Annotated in this window: 5 protein-coding genes; 1 reads left to right on the top strand and 4 read right to left on the bottom strand. The window is 63.6% G+C overall.

All coding sequences use genetic code 11. The features are described from left to right. The first annotated feature begins 25 nt into the window (after nucleotides 1–25). Nucleotides 26–418, top strand: coding sequence for a hypothetical protein (locus C2U54_RS22685; RefSeq protein WP_103180808.1), 393 nt, complete (start codon nucleotides 26–28; stop codon nucleotides 416–418). Between the two features lie 125 nt (nucleotides 419–543). Here C2U54_RS22685 and C2U54_RS22680 read toward each other — a convergent pair whose 3' ends face one another. The 4 genes from C2U54_RS22680 to C2U54_RS27350 form a co-directional block, all read right to left on the bottom strand. Continuing rightward, complete coding sequence (locus C2U54_RS22680) at nucleotides 544–1,713, bottom strand: HlyD family efflux transporter periplasmic adaptor subunit (protein WP_103181127.1); 1,170 nt, start codon at nucleotides 1,711–1,713, stop codon at nucleotides 544–546. Nucleotides 1,714–1,723: 10 nt separating this feature from the next. Next, nucleotides 1,724–3,916 (bottom strand): type I secretion system permease/ATPase, encoded by a 2,193-nt coding sequence (locus C2U54_RS22675; RefSeq protein ID WP_103180807.1) that lies wholly within the window; start codon nucleotides 3,914–3,916, stop codon nucleotides 1,724–1,726. After that, on the bottom strand, nucleotides 3,913–5,313 hold the full coding sequence (locus tag C2U54_RS22670) for a TolC family outer membrane protein (RefSeq protein WP_103180806.1): 1,401 nt from the start codon (nucleotides 5,311–5,313) through the stop codon (nucleotides 3,913–3,915). Before C2U54_RS22670 ends, C2U54_RS22675 begins: the two co-directional genes overlap by 4 nt. A 77-nt stretch (nucleotides 5,314–5,390) precedes the next feature. Continuing rightward, the gene (locus C2U54_RS27350; protein ID WP_139156363.1) at nucleotides 5,391–21,560 is read right to left on the bottom strand and encodes a BapA/Bap/LapF family large adhesin; all 16,170 of its coding nucleotides are present in this window, start codon (nucleotides 21,558–21,560) and stop codon (nucleotides 5,391–5,393) included. Nucleotides 21,561–22,209 lie beyond the last annotated feature (649 nt).

The following is a 22,209-nucleotide window of genomic DNA, read 5'->3' as shown; positions in this document are numbered from 1 at the left end:
CTACTTATCTTGCAGGGTGACTCACATGTTTGTGTCATGGTGGTTAATTGTTCCTGTCATCGCCGGGGTCGCCATCCTCTTTATGATGGTTTCCCGGCTGACCAATGAGGTTGATAAACTTGAAACGGCGCTGGAGGAGAGCCGGGGGCAGCTGAAGTCTGCCAGTCAGCACGCTGAGGCGTGCAAGCTGACGAATCTGCGCATGACGGAAAATTTGCTTCAGGTGAAAGGCTACACGCAGCAGTTGTCCGGCAGCAGCGGGCCTGAACAGGAAAGGCTGCTGTATGAGATGCACTGCGCCCTTAATCTGGCGACAAACAATGTTATTCATCACCCTGATTTTATCGAACACCCTTCAGCATCAGGCGCAACCCGACCGCAGCAGCCTGGCGAAACCTTGCCGTTAATGTTTCGTTGAGAGTATGGCCTGGTGGGTTTGCACCGGTGCGACCTGTTTGCCGGGCGGCGCTTCGCTTGCCCGGCCTACAAGGGCGTGCCGGTTTGGTAGGCCGGGTAAGGCGCCGCCGCCACCCGGCGCTCTTGCTACCGCTCCCTTAGTGCCTCTTTCGCCCGGTTAAACGGCTTGATCATATAATCCATCACCGATTTCTCGCCGGTTTTGATATCCACCGTGGCAATCATCCCCGGCACAATCGAGAAGTGCCTGCCCGCTTTGTTCACCAGGTAATCCTGGCTGGTGCGGATAAACACCCGGTAGTAAAACACTTCCGGTTTGGCTTCATCCTGAATGGTGTCCGGGGAGATGGTCTCCACCACGCCATCCAGCCCGCCGTAGATGGCGTAATCGTAGGCGGTGATCTTCACCAGCGCCTTCTGGCCGGGGTGGATAAAGGCGATATCCCGCGGCGACAGGCGGGTTTCAATCAGCAGGTGATCGTCCACCGGCACAATCTCCATCACCTCGCCGTTCGGGGGAATAACGCCGCCGATGGTGGTCACCTTGATGTTCTTCACAATGCCGCGCACCGGCGAGGTCATCGTCAGGCGGGTCACCGAGTCTTCACGTCCTTTCAGCACCGCCGAGAGCATATCCACTTCGGCGTTCGATTTAGAGAGCGCCTCCCGGGCCTGAACATAGTACTGCGAGCGCAGGTCGGTGAGCTTCAGCTCAAGATCGCTCTTCTGGCGTTGCAGGCGCAGCGCCTCGACGTGGCTGGCGGCGCCGGTTTTTACCAGCCGCTGGGTGATCGCAAGCTCTTTATTCACCAGATCCAACGCCTGGCGCAGCTCGCGCCGGGAGTCTTCCAGCTGCTCGCGGCGGGAGTTGTAGAGCCGGGTTTCGGCGGCGATCAGGTCGGTCCATTTCGCCAGCTCCGGCGGAAAGATGAGGGGCAGATCGTTCACCTCCGCACGCAGACGGGCGCTGGAGGCCAGCGACGCGCGGTAGCGGGCGGCGCTTTCGCCGACGTTGGATTCAGAGCGGGTCGGGTCGAGACGCGCCAGCACCTGGCCGGCCTGCACCTGATCCCCTTCGTGAACCTTTAGTTCGGCGAGGATCCCGCCGTCGAGAGACTGCAACACCTGCTCCCGGGAGCTGGGGATCACCTTCCCGGTGCCGGTGGAAACCTCATCGAGAATGCTGAACCACGCCCACACCCCGGCAGCGACAAACAGCAGCAGGCTGAATAACACAATGCTTCTCGCCCCGGTATAGCCGCTCTCGGAGCCGAGGGCGTTATCCAGGTCATCCATCGCCGCAACGTCACGCTGATTGATTTTCATTTTTCCACTCCCGGCCATTTGTCTGCTGCGGTTGCTGCATCCGGCTGTTGCTCAGCGCCTGCGCTTTCGGCGCGTCCATCACCAGCATGCCCTCTTTCAGCACCACCACGCGCTCCACCAGCTCCAGCATCGGTACGCGGTGGGTGGCGACAATCAGCGTGCGATGACCGAGCCACTGGCCCAGACGCTGGATAAATTCACGCTCGGTGTGCTCATCCAGCGAGGCGGTGGGTTCATCCAGCAGCACGACGTTGGGATCGCGCAGGAACATCCGCGCCAGCAAAATCGACTGGCGCTGGCCGCCGGAGAGCCCGACGCCGTTCTCCATAATCGGGTGATCCAGCCCCTTCGCCAGCTTCTGCACAAAGCTGGCCGCGCCGCACATCTCCAGCACGGCAAAGATCTCCTCATCGGTGGCCCGCGGCATCCCGAGGGTGATGTTCTCCCGCAGGGTGCCGTAAAACAGCCGCGCGTTCTGGCTCATCAGGCCGACGTTGCGGCGCACATCCGCCATGTCGAGATGGGGCAGGCTGAGGTTGTCGAGCCGCAGCTCGCCGCCCACCAGATCCATGCTGCCCACCATCGCCTGCAGCAGGGTCGATTTGCCCGCGCCGTTACGTCCCAGCACTGCCACATGTTCGCCGGGTTTGATCTCCAGCCGGTTGATGCGCAGCGCCGGGTTCTGCGCGTCGCCGCCGTAGGCGAACTGCGCCTGCTCGAAGAGGTAGTGTCCACGCAGCACGTCCTGGCGGATCGGCGTCTCTTCACGCTGGTTCTCGGTGGGCAACTGCATAATGTTGTCCAGCCCCTCTTTAGCCGCCTTCACCTGCTGCCAGCGGGCCAGCACGCCGCACAGGGTCGCCATCGGGGCGATCATCCGCGAGGCCAGCATTGAGGCGGCCACCACCGCACCGGTGGTCATTTCGCCTTCGATCACCATCGGGGCACCCACCACAATCACCGCGGTGTAGACCAGGCTCTGAATGGTCATCCCCCAGCTGATCAGGCCCTGAGTCAGCTCCCGGGTCTTAAGGCCCGACTCGGCGGTGATCTGAATGTAGCTGTTCCACTGTTGCAGGAAGCGGTTCTCCGCCTGCATCAGCTTGATGTCCTCCAGCCCCTGCACGCTCTCCACCAGCACGGCGTTGCGCAGGGTCGCCTCGTGGGCCGACTGCTTCGCCAGCGCCGCCAGCTTTTTCTGTAGCAGCAGGCCCGGCAGCACCATCACCACTGCCGCAACCGGGGCGATCCAGGCGAGTGACGGGGCGATGATCGCCAGCACCACCACAAACAGGAAGAAGAAGGGCAGGTCGACGATGGTAGAGATGGTGGAGGAGGTGACCATCTCGCGGATCTGCTCCAGCTCACGCAGCTGGGAGATAAAGCTGCCGGTGGAGCGGGGCACCGCGCTGTTGCGCAGGCGCAGGGCGTGGCCAAACACCCGGTCCGAGACGCGCATGTCGGCGCGTTTGCCCAGCAGATCCATAATGTGAGACCGGGCGAGACGCAGGATAAAGCCGAACAGGGTGGCAATCAGCACCCCGATGGTCAGCACATAGAGGGTGGGGTAGGACTGGGCGGGGATCACCCGGTCATAGACCTGCATTGAAAAGAGAATGCCCGCCAGCGACAGCAGGTTGATGAACAGCGCCGCCAGCATGACGTAGGTATAGGGGCGCAGGTCGCGCATCACCAGCCGGTAGAGCCAGTCGGGGCGGTATCTGGAGATATAGGCATCCACCCGGCTGTCTTTCAGCGCCGCCAGCGGGCGCAGGGCCACCACCTGGCGAATGGCCGGGAGCATCTTCGCCAGCGAGATGCGGTTGGTCTGCGCCTTGCCGTCAAAGAAGCAGACATCCAGCAGATCCTCGCCGTCGAAGTGCTCAATCACCCCAATCTTGCCGTCATTAAGCTCCACCACCACCGGCAGGCGCCAGCTGTTGATGGACTCCTGGCCGTTGGTGAGCAGCTGAAAGGAGAGGCCCGCCTCGCGGGCAAGCCCGGTCAGCGCCGGGATTTTGCTTTTGCCCTGCAGCCAGGGCGCGCCCGCCACCAGCGCGCCGGGGGAGCAGGCCACCCGGTAGCGGGTGGCGACGTAGCCAAACGCCTGCGCCCAGTGCTCCAGCGCCTCTTGCGTCAGTGTCTCCTCATAAAGGATATCGTCTCGGATCATGGCTGGATCTCCACTGACTGAATGGTGTGGTTTTCAAGGCCGAAGGCATTGCGCATTCGCCCGGTGTTATAGAGGCAGTTGATCTGCAGCTGGCGAAGCTGTCCGGCGGTTTGCCACTGGGTAAAGCGGGCCTGGTAGACCTCCTGCTCGGCGTTCAGCACGTCCAGCAGGGGGCGGGAGCCCAGATCGAGATACTGCTGCTGATAGAGTTCGCGGGTACGCTGGCTGAGCGTCTCCTGGCGGGACTGGATCTGCAGGGTGCTCATCAGGCTCATCACCTGACTTTTGGACTCCAGCAGCTTTTGCCGCACGTCCAGCCGGGTGCGCTGAATATTGGACTGCGCCGCTTCCACCGCGTGGCTGGCGGCGTTGCGCCGGGCGCTTAGCCCGCCGCCCTGGTAGAGGGGCATCTCGACGTTCACCGAGACGTTGTACTGGGTCTTGTCCAGCGTATCGTGGCCGGGGTAGCGGTTGTTCATGTAGTGACGCACCTGCGGCTCCAGCGAGACGGTAGGAGTCATCTGCGCATTGGCGTAATCGAGGTTCGCCTGCGCCACGTTAGCCTGCGCCCAGGAAGCCAGCACCGCGGGCACCAGCCGGTCATCCGGCTCGTTGATGTCGCAGCTGCGGGCCAGTTTTTCCGGGAAGGCGTTGCTGACCGCGTTCAGATTGCTCCAGCCGAGGTTGCTCATCAGCGTGGCGCGGGCGCTGTCGAGGTTGGCCTGATACTGCATCAGCTGCGAACGCGCCCCTTCGATACGGGCGTCGGTCTGCACCACGTCCGAGAGCGAGGTGGCCCCTTCGTCGTTACGCTGGCGCGTCAGCTTGCCGATGGCGCCGAGCGCCTCAAGCTGCTCTTCTGCGGTCTCCACCATCTGCTGCCACATCTGCACCTGCACCAGGGCGATGGCGGTATCCCGGGCGATAGTGTCGATGCTCAACAGCACGTTGGCCTGCTGTTGCACCACGCCCGCGTCTTCAGCGCGCACCTGGCTTGCCACCTTGCCAAAGTCATAGAGCATCTGGGAGAGGGAGACCACCACCGAGGGGGTAAAGCCGGTATCGCTGGAGTTATTGCTGTAGCCGTTGTCTATCCCGGCGCTGATTTGCGGATAGTATTTCGATTTAGCGACATCGACCTGCTGGATCTGTTCGTAAAGTTTGCCCACCGCTTCGCGAATGGTGGGATGCCAGTTGACGGCGCGGGTCACCGCATCGCCAAGGGTTAAGGTACCGGGGGCGGCCTGACGGGTGGGCAGGGCGACCCGTCCATCCAGAGCGGGCAGCGCCTGATTTTCATTTAATTGTCCAAAACTGATTACCGCAGGCGAATCGGCGGCAAGGACCTGTGCAGACAACAGGCAGCACCCAAGCCACCAGCAAGGTACTTTGTTCATGGCATTATCCCTAAAAAAACTGAACAACTTTATAATGTTAAGCCCGGGCGACGAGCGCCCGGGTCTTGTTATTAGCGCTAACCGGTGATGATGTGATTCTGGTTAACCAGCTCCTCATAAGTTGTCTGAACGTTATCCAGTGTTACCAGTGTAGTATTCGTGTAAATATTTGCCGCTCCGTCCCGGTCGACGGAGATCACGGTATTGCCATTGCTATTTGTGACGTGCAAATAGTTACCGAGCGTCGCGCTACTTCCGTTCCAGCCCACCAGCAGATCGCTGATATCGATCTTGTCTCCCTGCGCCAGTGAGAAGTTGGTCCAGTGGTCGTTACCGCCGTTGCCTGCCGTCCCGTTCCCCGCCGTGTTGTTCAGCACTTCGTAAATCAGCGTGTCGCCATAGGCGCTACCGGTGAAGGTATCGTTATGCTCCGTGCTGACGAACTTCGGTGCCATGTTGATGGTGAGGGTGGCGGTGTCGGTCGTGCCGTTATCGCCGGTCAGTTTGTAGGTAAAGGTCTCCTTCGTGGTCATTGAGGCCAGCGAGACGCCGCTGTTCAGGGTGTAGGTGTAGTGACCATCTACTCCGATGTTCAGCACCCCGTAATGCCCCTGAATGTTGGCGGTAGCGTTGGCCGTGGTGTACGGATCGAGGGTAGTGGTGGTGCCGTTATAGCCGGTGATGCTCAGACGGCTGTCTACCGAGTGCAGCTGATCCAGCACGCCGCCGGAATCCGTCCCGTCGAAGATATTGCCGGTGACGGTGTGGCCCGCGGTGGTGAGCTCATTGTTCAGGTAGACGGTAGTACCGGTGACGTATGGCGTGATGGAGATCTGGCCCACTCCCAGCGGCCCCATGGAGCCGGTAAAGCTCAGGGTGTAGGTCCCGGCGTCCAGATCCAGACCGGTGACGTTAATGGTCGCCACGCCACCCAACAGCAGGCCGCCATTGAATGAACCGCTTCTGGAAACCCCTCCCCCGGTAATGGTCCAGTTTACGTTCAGCCCGCCCAACGACAGCAGGGAGGCGACGTTAAAGTGGAGCACGATGTCATGCAGGGCGGTGTTGGCGTCCACCACAAACGTGCCGCTGCCGCTGCGGGAGGTTGGGGCCAGCAGGGCGGCGTTCCACGTTGCGTTACCCACCGTGTCATCGCGGTAGGCGGCAACCTGCGGGGTAGTATCCACCACCAGCTCGCGGCTGACGTCGTTCACCGCATCCAGCGCCACCGGTGTCGGGGTGATGTTCAGGGAGGCGGTGTCCTTATCGCCATTCGGTGCCGTCACGGTGTAGATGAAGCTGTCCGGGGTGCTGATTTGGTCGGCGCCCACCCCGGCGCGCAGGGTATAGGTATATTTGCCCTGGGCGTCGATCAGCAGTGTGCCGTACTCTCCCTCGATGCGGGTGGTGCCGGTGGCGTTCACGTTAACGCCGTTCACCTGGGTGACAAGCGTGCCCGCAGGCGCGATGTCACTTTGCAGCACGTCGCCGGTGGTGCTGGCGGTGGTGCTGGTGACGGCATAAACGTGGTCCTCAAGCACGTTCAGACGGTAGCCGGTCAGGGCGGTGATCCCCGAGACGGTGTTCATCAGGAAGATGTAATCCCCTGCCGGCAGGGTCAGGGTCAGCGGTGCCGAGGTGCCACCCAGCAGCGGCGCGCGCAGCCAGCCTGCCTCGGTGCGTACCCGCTCGTAGCTCTGGGTTGCCGGGTTGAACTTGTAGATATAGAGGTCAAACACCGAGGCCAGGGCCACCCCGCCGACGCTACTCTGGATGGTCATGGTGCGGGTGGTACCCTCCGCCACGCTGTACTTCATGGTCTCGCTACGATCGTCCAGCAGGTTGAGGTTCAGCACGTTGCCGAGGTTAACCCCCACCACGGTAAAGCCGCCCTGGCTTGACGGGCCGTAGTCGATGGACTGTACCTGCGTGCCGAAGGTCAGGGACGCGGTGTCGTCCACCGCCGTCACGCTGTTGCGCACCGTGTTCTCACCCAGGGTGATCACCAGGCGGGCGTCGTCCGTGGCCCCTTTGCCGGCGATGTTATAGATGAAGGTGTCGGTCCGGCCCAGCACCGAGGCGCTGGTGTTGGTCAGGGTGTAGGTGTAGCTCCCGTCGGTGTGCAGGGTCAGGGTGCCGTACAGCCCGTTGATGGTGGTGCCCGCCGCCCCTGCCGCCACGTTGACGGTGACGCCGTTGGCGTTGGTCACGCTGGTCACCACCGTGCCGTTTGGCGCGCTGTCGCTGCCGCTCACCGGATCGATATCGGTGATGACGTTACCGTTTTGCACCAGCGTGCCGGACAGGGTACCAGCCGTGGTCTGGGTGACGTCCACGTCCAGGCTGGTGTATGACCCGGTTGCCAGCAGGTTGGTGTTGTAGCTCAGCACACGATACTGCCCGCCCGGCAGACCGGCCAGGTTCAGGGTCACGCCGCTGGCACCCAGGGTCAGCAGGTTGGCGAACTGCGGCAGGCCAGTATCCACTTCGGTGGTCCAGGAGCTGCCGTTCCAGCGCTGCACAATGATCTCCAGGGTGTTAAGCAGGGAGAGCACGATACCCGTGGCGCTGGCGTTGATCTCCATATCTGCGCTACCGCCGGTCGGTACGGTGAAGGTCACCTGGGCGGAATTCTCCCCCAGCAGCGACAGCACGTTGCCGACGCCGCCCACCAGCTGCACGCCGTAGTCGCTGTACTGGGCGGTGCTGGTGGTGGCGTTGGTGGTCAGGGCCAGCCCTACCACGTTGTCACTCGCGGACAGCGGCAGGTTTGGCGCAATCACCGTACCGGTGGCGGAGGTGTTGCCCGCCGCATCGGTGGCGGAAAGGGTGATTCGCTCCCCTTCGGACTGTCTGTCGAGGAAGGTGTAGCTCCAGTTGCCCTGGGCGTTAGCGGTGGTGGTCACCACGCTGTTATCGCTCAGCAGCAGGGTGATGGTGCTCCCCGCTTCGGCGGTCCCGCTCAGAACGCTGCCGTCGGCGTTAAAGGTTCCCTGCGGCGTGCCCGGGGCGACGGTATCCACGACAATCGAGCTCAGCGGCGTCACCGGGCTGGTGCCAACCGCATTGCCTGCGGTGGCGGTAAAGGCGTGAGGGCCATTACCCAGCGGCACGGTTGGGGTGTATGTCCAGACCCCGGCGCTGTTGGTGGTCACCGTGGCTAACAACACATTGTTGTCATACAGGGTGATGGTGGAGAGCGGCTGCGCGGTCCCGGTCAGCGTTGGGGTGGTATCGTCGGTGCGCTGCCCGTTGAGCAGATTGCCAATGATGCTGCCCACGTTGTCGTTGACGCTGGTGATGACTGGCGGATTCGGGATCACCGAGTACGGCACCCGCAGATCCACCGTCTGCCCCACGTTACCGGCCCGGTCGGTGGCGAAGAGGTGCAGCAGTTCGGCGTTCACCTGCGGCGTGGAGAGCGCGATGCTGAAGCGCCCGGACGCGTCGGCTACGCCGGTGCCCAACACGGTCACGTTGTCGGTGCCGAGAATGGTGACGGTGCTGCCCGCCTCGGCGGTGCCGTTAATCCGGCCCCCGCTCTCCAGTACAGTCAAGCCGCCCGGTGCCCCTGGGGCGATAGTGTCGACGGTGATGGCGGTGACCGGCGATGCTGCGCTGAGGTTGCCCGCCGCATCGGTGGCGGTGGCAGTAAAGTTATGTACTCCGTTGGTGAGGGCGGTGGTGGTCTGCGCCAGCGTCCACTGGCCCTGGGCGTTGGCCGTCACCTCGCCTACCAGCGTGGTGCCGTCGTAGATGCGCACTATTGCGCCCGCTTCGGCGGTGCCGTTGAGGGTTGGACGGGTGTCATTGGTCGGATTGCCGTTGATCACCGGGCCCTGGATCGAGCCGACGTCATCCACTACCGAGGTAATGACAGGCGCAGCCGGGGCGGTGGCATCGACATTCACGGTAAAGCCCGCGGTCGGCAGGCTGACGTTGCCCACCGCGTCGGTGGCGGTCACCGTCAGGGTGTGCAGGCCATCCGCCAGCGGGGTAGTTGGAGTAAAGCTCCAGGCGCTGTTGGCATCGGCCACCACGCTGCCGAGCAGCAGGGTGCCGTCGTAGATGCTCACCGTCGCGCCCGCTTCCGCGGTGCCGCTGAGGGTCGGTCTCGCATCGTTGGTCAGCTGGCCGCTGGTGAGGGTTGTCACCGCACCGACATCATCCACCACTGAGACCAGCACCGGCACCGCTGGCGGCTGGGTATCTACCGTCAGGCTGAAGGTATTGGACGGATCGCTGACGTTGCCCGCCGCATCCGTCGCCAACGCTGTAAAGTTGTGCGTGGCGTTGGTGAGCGGGGTGGTCAGGGCAATCGACCAGTTACCGCTGGCATCCGCGGTGGCGGTGCCCAGCAGGATATCGCCTTCAAACACCTGCACCCGGGCGTTCGCTTCGCTGGTCCCGGTGAGCACCGGCAGGGTGTCATCGGTGCGCTGCCCGCTGGGGAGTGCCCCGGTTATGCTGCCGACATCATCCTGGGCCAGGGCGATCACCGGTGCGAGCGGTTTGACGGTATCGACAATCACCGTGAACCCCGCCGAGGCTTCGCTGAGGTTGCCTGCAGCGTCGGTGGCGCTGGCGGTGAAGGTGTGGCTGCCGTTACCGAGCGCCGTGGCCGGGGTAAAGCTCCACTCCCCGGCGGCGCTGGCCTGTACGGTGCCAAGGGCCACGCCGTTGTCATAGATCGTCACCGTGGCGCTGGCGGCCGCCTGGCCGGACAGGGTTGGGGTTGGATCGTCGGTCACCTGGCCCGAAACGGTGAGCGGCGTCTGGATGCTGCCCACGTTATCGGCGGCGGCCAGGATGGTCGGTGCCGCCGGGGCGGTGGTGTCTACCGTCAGGGTAAAGGCTGCGCTTGCAGGATCGGTGTTCCCCGCCGGATCGGTGGCGGTGAAGGTGACGCTGCGCAGCCCCTCGGCGAGGGCGGTGTCAGGGGTAAAGGTCCAGTTCCCGGCGGCGTTAACCACCGCGGTGCCGACCGCTTCTCCATCCACAAGGATAGTGACAATCGAGCCCGCTTCGCCGGTGCCGTTAAAGGTTGGGCGGGTATCGTTGGTGATGCCGCCGTTGTTCACCGTGCCGGTAAGGGTCCCGACGTCATCCACCACGTTTGCCAGCACCGGCGCCAGCGGCGCGACGGTATCGACGTTCAGGGAGAAGGCTGGAGAGGTGCCCGAGACGTTGCCTGCGGCATCGGTGGCGCTGACGCGCAGCTCGTGCGGCCCCTGGGCCAGATCGGTGTCCGGGGTAAAGCGCCAGTTGCCGCTGCCGTCCACCAGCGCGGTGCCGATCTGCTGGCCGTTATCCAGAATGCGCACGGTGCTGCCCGCCACGCCGGTCCCGGTCAGTTCCGGACGCGCGTCATTGGTGATCTGGCCGCTGACCAGTACGCCGGTGTTGCCCGCCACGTCGTCATTAACGCTGACCAGGACTGGCGTCGCCGGTGGCGTGATGTCCACGGTCAGGGTATAGGCCCCGGACGCTACGCTGACGTTGCCCGCCAGGTCGGTGGCGATGGCGGTAAAGCTGTGTTGGCCCTCCGGCAGCACCACCGTCGGAGTGAAGCTCCAGATCCCGCTGGCGTTGGCGACCACGGTGCCGAGCAGACGGGTGCCTTCATAGAGGGCGACGCTGCTGCCCGCTTCCGCGGTGCCCGTCAGGGTCGGAGTGTTGTCGTTGGTGCTGCCGCCGCTGACCACGTTGCCGGTCACCGGCCCGACGTCATCATTCGCTCCGGTAATAACCGGTGGTGTCACCACCGTATCCACCACCAGTGAGAACGGTGCCGACGGCTGGCTCTGGTTGCCCGCCGGATCGGTGGCGGTGAGGAGCAGGGTATAGGTGCCATCCGCCAGCGGCTCGGCGGGGGTGAAGCTCCAGGCTCCGGTTGCGCTCACCGGTACGGTGCCGAGCACGGTATCACCGGCATAAATGGTGATTACATCCCCCGGTGTCGCCGTGCCGTTCAGGGTTGGCTGGTTGTCGTTGGTCGGGGTACCGCTAACCACTGAACCGGTGACGGTGCCGACGTTATCCACCAGCGTGCCCAGAGCAGGTGCCGCAGGCGGGGTGAGGTCGATATTCACCGTCGCCTCTGGCGACTGGCCGCTGGTCTGGCCGTCGACGGTAGCGGTGACGCTGAAGCTATGGCTGCCTTCACTCAAGGCGGTGGCAACCGGCAACGACCAGGCCCCGGTGGTGGCGTCAGCGGTGACGGTGCCCAGTGGCGTGGTGCTGCCGTCGAGATAAACGGTCACCACGCTGCCCGGGATCGCCGTGCCGGTAAGAGTTGGCGTGGCGTCGTTAGAGCTGAGGCCCTTGACGTTGATGCTGCCGCCGGTGCCGTTGTCATCCACGATGGCGTCGATAACCGGCACGTCCGGCAGCGCTGGCGTGGCTGGAACGTCATACGATCCCGGCAGGCTGGTGTTGCCCGCCACGTCGCTGGCGGTCAGGCTCAGGGTGACCGCGTCGCTTTGCGGCGGGGTCAGGGCGACGGAGAACTGACCCTGGGCGTTGGTGACCCCGGTGCCCAGCACCACGTTGCCCGGGCCGGTCACCGTAATGATGGAACCCGCTTCGGCGGTACCGGTCAGCGGCGTACCGCCGGAGACAATCCCGGTCACCACCGGCGCACCCGGCGCCTGGGTATCAACGATCAGGTTAACCGGCGTGCTTTCGCTGGTATTGCCCGCCGCATCCCGCGCCACCACGGTAAAGGTGTGCGGGGCATCGGAGAGCGGGGTGCCGTCAGGGATCGGCAGCGTCCACTGGCCCTGGGCGTCGGTCTGCACCTCGCCCAGCGGTTGTCCGTCAACAGAGACGGTGATGGTGCTGAGCGGCTCCCCGGTCCCGCTCAGGGTCGGGGTGCTGCTGTTGGCGTAGAGCTGGCCGCCCGCCAGGGTGCTGTCGGAAATCGCCAGCAGCTGCGGGATGGCAGGAGGGAGGGTGTCAATGGTGAAGGCGAAGTCGCTCCCCGCCGCGCTGACGTTCCCGGCAACATCCACCGCCGCCACGGTCAGGGTGGTGGGGCCATCTCGCAGTTCCGAAGTGGTGATGCTCCAGATGCCGTCAGTGACCTGGCCGCGTCCCACCTCAATGCCGTTGCTGTAGAGAATCACCGTGGTGCCGTTCTCTCCGGTACCGGTGACGGTTGGGGTATTGTCGTTGCTGCTGCCCCCCGCCGTAATGTTGCCGGTGACCGGACCGACGTTGTCATCCACGATGCCGATAGTTGGGATCGCTGGCACGACGCTGTCAACGGTGACGGTCATGCTGCCCGATACCGGCGATGCGTTGCCCGCCGGATCGGTGGCGGTCAGGGTGAAGCTGTGGCTGCCCTCCGTCAGCGGCAGGTCCGGACGCCACGTCCAGTTGCCGTTGATGTCGACCACCACTTCGCCCACCGGATTGTTTCCGTTGAGGGTCTCGTCATAGATGGTGATGATGTCGTCCGGTGTGCCTGTGCCGCTCAGCACCGGACGGGTATCGTTGGTGGCGCCGTTGTTGGCTACCGGGCCGGTGATATCGCTGACGTTATCCGTCACCACCGGCAGCGCTGGCGTCTCTGGCGCTTCGGTATCGATGGTGATGCTTACCGGCTGGGATGGCGCACTCTCGTTGCCCGCGCCGTCGCTGTTGGTCACGGTCAGGCTCAGATCGTAGGTGCCGTTAGGCAGATCCGCAGGCGGCGTCCAGGTCCAGGTCCCGTCCGGCTGCACGGTGGTTTCACCGATAGGGGTGGTACCGTTATAGATGGTGACGAGATCCCCCTCATTCCCGGTCCCGCTCAGGGTTGGGGTGGTATCACGGGTGCTGCCCCCACCGGTAAGCGGGGTCTCGCCGCTGCCGTCCGGGTTGACGGTGATAGCCGGAATCTCCGGCGTGGCAGGCGGCACGTTATCCACCACCAGGTTAAAGGTGCCGGAGGTGGCGATGTTGCCCGCCGCATCGCTCACCGTGGCGGTCAGGGCGTGGGTGCCGTTCCCCAGCGGCGTAGTGAGCTGTACGCTCCATGCCCCCGTCGCGCTGGTGGTGGCGGTGCCCAGCAGGGTGGTGCCGTCATAGAGGTTAATCTGCGCGTTCGCCGGACCCGTTCCGCGGATCAGCGGCAGATTTTCATCGGTCGGCTGGTCGCTGAGCACGTCGCCGGTGACGCTGCCGGTATTGTCCACGGCCAGGGTGATGACCGGGGCGGCTGGCGGTACGGTATCGATAGTGATGTTAAAGGCGGTGGACGGCTCACCGGTGTTCCCGGCGGCATCGGTCGCCACCACGGTGATGACGCGTAGCCCCTCGCCGAGCGCCTCCGGCGGCGTGAAGGTCCATTCGCCCCCCGCGCCCACCTGGACAGTACCCACTTCCTCGCCGTCCACCCGAATGCTGAGGGTGGTGCCCGCCTCCCCGGTCCCGCTCAGGGTTGGCTGGTTGTCGTTGGTGGCGCCGTTATTGCTGATGGCAACCGGGCTGCCGGAGAGATCGTTGATCGCCTGGGTAATGACCGGGGCGTCCGGGGCGGTGGCATCCACTACGATGCTCCAGCTGTTGGACGGCGCGCTGTTGTTGCCCGCGGCGTCCGCCGACTGCGCGGTCAGAACGTGACCGCCATCAGGCAGCGGTGCCGTCAGCTGGATCTCCCAGGTTCCCTCTGCGCTGACCTGGGTGGTGCCAACCAGATCCGTGCCGCTGTAGAGCAGGATAGTGGCGTTGGCAACGCCGGTGCCGCGCACCAGTGGCGTGTTGTCATTGGTGGTCTGCCCGTCGTTGATGGTGCCGGTATACGCACTCACGTTGTCCACCACGTCGGTGATCGCCGGAACGGCAGGCGGCGTGGTGTCCGGAGCGACGATCTGGCCTTCCGCGCCGGTGTTCCCGGCCCGGTCGGTTGCCGTTACCGTCAGCAGTTCCCCATTCTGTTTTGGCGTGGTGAGGGTAAGGGAGAAGTTGCCGGTCTCGTCAACGACCCCGGTGCCAATCACCGTGTCTCCATCGCGCACGGTGATGGTGCTGCCCGCTTCGCCCTGGCCGGTGAGGGTATTGCCGTTGTTGAGCACGGTGAAGCTGCCCGGCGCGCCCGGGGCGATAGTGTCAACGGTGATCGACGTAACCGGTGACCTCGCGCTGAGGTTGCCCGCAGTGTCGGTGGCGGTGGCGGTGAAGTTATGCACCCCGTCGATGAGAGCGGTGGTGGTCTGCGCCAGGGTCCACTGGCCCTCGGCGTTAGCGATCGTCTCGCCCACCAGGGTGTCGCCGTCGTAAATACGCACGATGGCCCCCGCTTCGGCGGTGCCGTTGAGGGTCGGACGGGTATCGTTGGTCGGGTTGCCGTTGAGAACAGGCCCCTGTACCGAACCGATGTCATCCACAACCGAGACGATGGCAGGCGCTGGCGGCGCGATGGTATCCACGTTGATCACAAATCCGCTGGTCGGCGGGCTGACGTTGCCCGCCGCGTCGGTGGCGGTCACCGTCAGGGTGTGCAGACCGTCGCCCAGTGGGCTCTGCGGGGTAAAGATCCAGGCGTTGTCGGCCCCGACGAGCGCCGTGCCCAGCAGGGTGGCGCCGTCGTAAATGTTCACCGTGGTGCCCGCCTCTGCCGTGCCGCGCAGCGTCGGGTTCGCATCGTTGGTCAGCTGGGTGTTGTCGAGGATGCCTCCGGCGCCGACATCATCAGTGACCGAAACCAGTACCGGCGCCGCTGGCGGCTGGGTATCGACGGTCAGGGTGAAGGCGGCGTATGGATCGCTGGCGTTGCCCGCGGCATCAATGGCTACCGCCCTGAAGCTGTGCTGAGCATCGCTGAGCGGCTCGGTGAGCGTGGCCGTCCAGTTTCCTTGCGCATCCGCCACGCCAACGCCCACCAGGGTTTCGCCTTCAAAGATCTGTATCCGGGCATTCGGCTCGCTGGTGCCGGTGAGCACCGGCAGGGTGTCGTTGGTGCTGCTTCCGCTGGCGAGCGCGCCGGTGCCCGGGGCGACGTCATCCTGGGCCAGGGCGATCACCGGGGCTACCGGTTTAAGGGTATCGACAATCAGGGTGAAGCCCGGCGAGAGCTCGCTGACGTTGCCCGCCGCGTCGGTGGCGCGGGTGGTAAAGGTATGGCTGCCGTTGTTGAGCGCCTGGTCTGGGGTGTATGTCCAGTCACCCGCTTCGTTGGCCTGCACGGTATCGATCAGGGCGCCGTTGTCATAAATATCCACCGTGGCATTGGCTTCAGCCCTGCCGCTCAGGGTCGGGGTGGTGTCGTCGGTGGTCTGGCCGGAGGTGGTGATCGGGTTCTGGATCGTCCCGACGTTATCGCTGATGGCGGTGAGGGTCGGCGCCGTTGGCGCCTGGGTATCCACCGTCAGAACAAACGGCTCGCTGGCATCCCCGGTATTTCCGGCGACGTCAGTGGCGGTAAAGCGAATGCTGCGGGTGCCCTCTTCCAGGGGCTGATCGGGCGTGAAAGTCCAGCTGCCCGCGGCGTTAACCACCGCGGTGCCGATCTCCCGATCGTCAACAAGGATACGGATCGTGGCACCCACTTCGCCGCTGCCGGTAAAGGTTGGACGGGTGTCGTTGGTGGTATCGCCGCTTGCCAGCGTGCTGGTGGCCGCGCCGACATCATCCACTACGGTGATCACCACTGGCGCCAGCGGGGCGGCGGTATCCACGTTCAGCGTGAAGGCTGGTGAGGTGCCCGAGAGGTTGCCTGCGGCATCGGTGGCGCTGACGCGCAGATCGTGCGAGCCCGGTGTCAGATCGGTCCCAGGGATAAAGCTCCAGTTGCCGCTTTCGCTGACTAAGGCGGTGCCGATCTCCACGCCGTTATCGAGAATATGCACGGTGCTGCCCGCCACGCCGGTCCCGGTCAGTTCCGGGCGGGTGTCGTTGGTGACCTGGCCGTTGGTCAGCGGGCCGGTGCTGCCCTCCACATCATCGTTGACGCTGACAATGACCGGGGTGGCCGGTGGGGTCATGTCCACGAACAGCGTGTAAGCACCGGATACCGGGCTGACGTTACCCGCGCTGTCGGTCGCGACTGCGGTAAAGCTGTGCTGACCTTCCGCCAGCACGCGGGTGGGGGTGAAGCTCCAGGCGCCCGTGGCGCTGGCGGTGACGGTACCCAGCAACGTAATGCCATCGTAGATCGCCACGCTGCTGCCCGCCTCCGCGGTGCCCGAGAGGGTAGGGGTGTTGTCGTTGGTGCTGCCGCCGTTAGCCACGTTGCCGCTGACCGGATCGACGTTGTCGTTAGCGCCGGTGATAAGCACTTCGCCCGCGCTGGTATCCACCACCAGCGTGAACGGTGCCGAGCGCGGACTTTCGTTGCCCGCCGGATCGGTGGCGCTGAGGGTCAGGCTGTAGGTGTCATCATCCAGCGGCTGGGCGAGGGTAATGCTCCAGGCCCCGGTGTTGCCCACCGTTGCCGTACCGAGCACGGTGTCGCCTGCATAGAGGGTAATGACGTCGCCCGGCGTCGCTGTGCCGTTAAAGGTCGGCAGATCATCGTTAGTCGGTCTGCCGCTGACGATGGCGCCCGAAACCGGGCCCACGTCGTCCACCACGCTACCGAACGCCGGGGCGGATGGCGGGGTGATATCGATATTGACCGTCGCCTCCGGCGACAGGCCGCTGGTCTGGCCGTCAACGGTGGCGGTGACGCTGAAGCTATGGCTGCCCTCATCCAGGGCAGTTTCAATCGGGAACGACCAGGCGCCGGTGGTGGCGTCGGCGGTGACGGTGCCCAGCGGCGTGGTGCTGCCGTCGAGATAGAGTGTCACCTCGCTGCCCGGGATGGCGGTGCCGGTGAGGGTCGGGGTGGTGTCGTTGGAGCTGCCGCCTTTAACGTTGCCGCCGGTACCGTTGTCATCAACAATCTCGTTGATGACCGGCACCTCCGGCAGCGCTGGCGTAGCCGGAACGTCATACGATCCCGGCAGGCTGGTGTTGCCCGCCACGTCGCTGGCGGTCAGGTTCAGGGTGACCGCGTCGCTTTGCGGCGGGGTCAGGGCGACGGAGAACTGCCCCTGGGCGTTGGTGACCCCGGTGCCCAGCACCACGTTGCCCGGGCCGGTCACCGTAATAATGGAACCCGCTTCGGCAGTGCCAGTCAGCGGCGTACCGCCGGAGACAATTCCGGTCACCACCGGCACGCCCGGTGCCTGGGTATCAACGATCAGGTTAACCGGCGTGCTTTCGCTGGTGTTACCCGCCGCGTCGCGCGCCACCACGGTGATGGTATGGCTGGCATCGCTCAGCGTGGTGCCCTCGGGCAGCGGCAACGTCCATTGGCCATCGGCATTGGTCTGCACTTCGCCTACGGCGTTGCCGTCGATAACGACGGTGATGGTGCTGAGTGGTTCACCGCTGCCGCTCAGGGTCGGAGTGGCGTTGTTCACATAAAGCTGGCCACCGGCCAGGGTGCTTTCAGAGATCGCAAGCAGCTGTGGGTTACCTGGCGGTTGGGTGTCGATGGTGAAGGCAAAATCGTTGCCCGCGCCGCTGACGTTCCCGGCAGCATCCACCGCCGCCACGGTCAGGGTAGTCGGGCCATCTCGCAGTTCCGGAGTGGTGATGCTCCAGCTGCCGTCAGTGACCAGGCTGCGTCCGACCTCCACGCCGTTGCTGTAAAGGATCACGGTGGTGCCGTTTTCGCCGGTACCGGTGACGGTCGGGGTATTGTCGTTGCTGCTGCCGCCCGCCGGGAGGTTGTCATCCACGCTGCTGATAACCGGGATCGCCGGTACCTCGCTGTCGACAGTCACGGTGATGGTGTTTGAGATCGCCGAGACGTTACCCGCCTCGTCGGTGGCGGTCACGGTAAAGCTGTGCTGCCCCTGGGCCAGCTCGTCATCAGGTCGCCAGCTCCAGTTGCCGTTGATGTCGACCACCGCTTCGCCCACCTTGACGTTGCCCGTGGCGGTCTGGTCGTAGATGCTGATGGTGTCATCTGGCGTGCCCGTGCCGCTCAGTACCGGACGGGTATCGTTAGTGGCGCCGTTGTTGCCAACCGGGCCGGTAATTTCACTGACGTTATCGGTAATTACCGGGGCGGCAGGCTGATCCGGCGCGTCGGTATCGATGGTAATGCTCACCGGCTGCGACGGGGCGCTCTCGTTGCCCGCGCCATCTTTGTTGGTCACGGTCAGGCTCAGATCGTAGGTGCCGTTAGGCAGTCCTTCTGGCGGGGTCCAGCTCCAGCTCCCGTCTGGCTGGACGGTGGTTTCGCCGATTTTGGTAGTGCCGTCGTAGATGGTGACGATGTCGCCTTCCGTACCGGTACCGCTCAGGGTTGGGGTGGTGTCGCGGGTGCTGCCGCCGGAGGTGAGGATCGCTTCCTCGCCGCCGTCAGGATTGACGGTGATCTCCGGTAGCGCCGGAGTGTCTGGCGCGAGGGTATCCACCACCAGGTTAAAGCTCTCCGAGGTGGCGGTGTTGCCCAGCGCATCGCTGACGGTGGCGGTAATGGTGTGAGTGCCATTCCCCAGCGGGGTAGTCACTTGCAGGCTCCATTCGCCCTGCGCATTGGTGGTGGTGGTGCCCAGCAGAGTGGTGCCTTCATAGAGGGCGATCTGCGCGTTCGCCGGGCCGGTGCCGTAGAACACCGGACGGGTTTCGTCGGTGGGCACGTTGTTGCCCACATCACCCTGCACGCTGCCGGTGTTATCTGCCACCCGGGTAATGACCGGGGCGGCGGGGGCGGTGGTGTCAACGGTCAGCGTAAAGGCGTCGGAGGCTGCGCTGTTATTCCCGGCGGTATCTTTCGCCACCACCGTGATGGCGTGCTCCCCATCCTCAAGCGCCGTCGCCGGGGTGAAGTTCCACTCGCCGCCGCTGCCCACCAGCGCGGTGCCCACCTCCACGCCATCCACCAGAATAGTGATGGTCGACCCGGCTTCACCGGTGCCGTAGAGGGTAGGGCGGTTGTCGTTGGTGGCGCTGTTGTTATTAATCACGCCAGCGGAGTCAGGCAGATCGTTGATCACCTGGACGATGGCAGGCGTACCCGGCGCGGTGGCATCGAGAATAATGCTCCAGGTGTTGGACGGGCCGCTGCGGTTGCCTTCACTGTCCACCGCTTCCGCCCGCAGGACGTAGCCGCCGTCCGCGCCCAGCTCTGTTTGCGCTGACCAGCTGCCGTCCGCATTCACTACGGCAGAACCGACCACAACGTCGCCGCTTAAGATGTAAATGGTGCTCCCTGGTTCCCCGGTGCCGGTGATAACCGGACGGGTGTCGTTGGTGATCTGACCCTCGAGAACCAGGCCAGTAACATCATCCACGTCATCAACCACGCTGTTGATAATCGGCGCCTCGGGCGGGGTAACGTCCGGGGCGGCAACGGTGCCCTGCGGCCCGGTATTGCCCGCGGCATCGGTGGCGGTAACCGCCAGCGCCTCACCGTTGAGCCTTGGGGTGCTGAGAAGAATATTGAAGTTGCCGTCAGCGTCCGCCACCCCTCTGCCGATCACGTCGTCGCCATCGCGGATGGTGACGGTGCTGCCCGCCTCCGCCTTACCGGTAACGGTGGCGCCATTCAGGGAGATTTGCAGATCGGTTGGCGCGTCAGGCGGGGTGACATCCCCCACCACCGCAGTGGCGGGCTGGCTCTGGTTCCCGGCGGCATCGGAGGCCACCACGTTGAGGGTATCGCCTTCGTTTTGCGCCTCGTCGAGGGGGATCGTGAAGTCGCCGTTGGCATCGGCAGTGCCGCGGCCAATTTCGTCCCCGGCACCGTTGGTGATGATGATGTTACTGCCCGGCTCGGCGGTACCGACGACCTCGGTGCCGCCCGGGATCAGGCTAATGGTTGGCTGGTCCGGTGGCGTACGGTCGATGGTAAAAGCAAACGGCTCGGAGGGGGCGCTGGTGTTGCCCGTGAGATCCGTTTCCGTCAGGGTGAGGGAGTGTGGCCCGTCGGCAAGGGGCGTCTCCAGAGTAAAGCTCCAGGTGCCGTCTGCGCCGACAACGGTCTCGCCCACGAGCTGGCCGTTATCATAAATCCGGATGGTGCTGCCCGCCTCACCGCTGCCGTTCAGGGAAGGGCGGTTGGCGTCAGTGGTCTGCCCGGCGGCAATGACTCCCTGTATCGTGCCGGTGGTGTCATTCACCGTCACGCCGGATGGCGCATTCGGCGCGACGGTATCCACGGTAAAGCTGAAGGCCGGGGAGGCCGGTCCGGTGTTGCCCGCGCCGTCGGTGGCCCGGGTGGTGATCTGATGCGCCCCTTCGCCCAGCGCGCTGGCAGGGGTGAAGGTCCAGCTACCGTCGCTGTTGACCGGCGCGGTGCCGATGGCGTTGCCGTTGTCGTAAATCGTGATAATGGCACCGGGCTCGCCGCTGCCGCTAAAGGTAGGGCGGGCGTCATCGGTGGTCTGGCCGCTGGTGAGCGACCCGGTTACGTTGCCCACGTCATCGACCACGCTGGCGACAACTGGCGCTGCGGGTGGGGTGGTATCTGCGGCGGTCACCGGGGTGCCCGGGCCGACGTTGCCTGCGCCGTCGGTTGGCGTGACGGTCAGGGTTTCCCCGTTGGTATAAGGCTTGCCGAGATCGACGGTGAATTCGCCGTTGCCGTTGGCCTGGCCCCGACCGATGACGTTGCCGTTGGCATCGGTAACGGTGAGGGTGCTGTTGGGTTCGGCGCTCCCGCTAAGCTGGGTGCCATCTGCTGAGAATCGGAGGTTGGCGGGTGCGCCCGGCGGGGTGGTGTCGTTCGGGCTGCCCGGGAGGTTGGGGCTCCCGCCGTTGTCGCTGCCACCGCCGTTATTGCTGCCCCCGCCGTTATCAATGCCGCCGTCACCGTCGCCATTACTTCCGCCACCACCACCGCCGCCACCGCCACCAGCGGCCAGCGCAATGCCCCCTGCGACCGCCACTCCGCCCAGCGCCCACGGCCAGATCGCCGCTTCGCCCGCGGACGCGGTTGTGGTTCCTGCCAGCAGGGCATCAATGGAGGCTATCGACTGGTATTGCTCTGCTGCCATCGGGTCTGCAATCCACCACAGCGCACCGTTGTCCTCTTCCAGTACCAGCTGGCTGATACCGTTATCGCCGCTGACGAAGAAGTTTTTGACGGTAATAGTTTCGCCGTCGGTCAGCTTAACGATCAGGTCATTCCCGCTGCGGTTGTACTCGAGAATGTCAGCCCGTTCAGCGTTGATTTTTACAATGGAGGAATCATTCAGCGTCACCTGAGACCCGTCTGTTACTGATTCGACGTGCGTCAGTTTGGAGATGACAGTGATTTTACTCATGTGTATTACTCCCGGCAGAGTGCAGAGAAACGGCGTCTATTTTTCGCCATTTCTTTTCAGCAGATTAAGCGCCACCCAAAGGGATATTGTTTATTTAAAACAATGACCCTGGGTAATTATGTGAAAGTGATTAAAAGCTGCCGATATAGCGATGGTGGCAGCGACATTTAGCCTTTGATACTCAAGAAATAATGCGATTGGGAATGTGTTTTCAGCGGTAAAATCCTTGTCTTTAATAATGGTAAGAATTTGTGATTGACTGAATTTGATATAGCCAGAAAGTACCAGAAGTGCAAATTAAGCGTGAGTTAATAAATGGTTAGTCATATTTAAAATATTGCGCTGTGCAGTGTGAAAATGGCGGTGGCAGGCGTGGCGCGGCTTGCAGGTGTCTGCTGGGCGAGGCGTGTGTAGGGATTTTTGTTTTTAATTTAATGAGATAGCGGCATTTGGTGAGGGGGAGGTATTTTATAGGGGTATTTTAGTGTGGCTGTATAAATATTTAAACGGGAGTGAAGTTGATATTGAATATGATATATTTGAGAAGGTTTTTAATATTGTCGAATCTAGGTTGAATTAATAAAGAGTTGTGCTATTTAGATGGGCGTATAAGTTAAGGCAACCAGGTTATTTGGTAGAAATGTTATTA

The organism is Leclercia sp. LSNIH1, from assembly GCF_002902985.1.
In the GTDB taxonomy this organism is placed as follows: domain Bacteria; phylum Pseudomonadota; class Gammaproteobacteria; order Enterobacterales; family Enterobacteriaceae; genus Enterobacter.
This window is presented reverse-complemented; position numbering and strand designations above follow the sequence as displayed.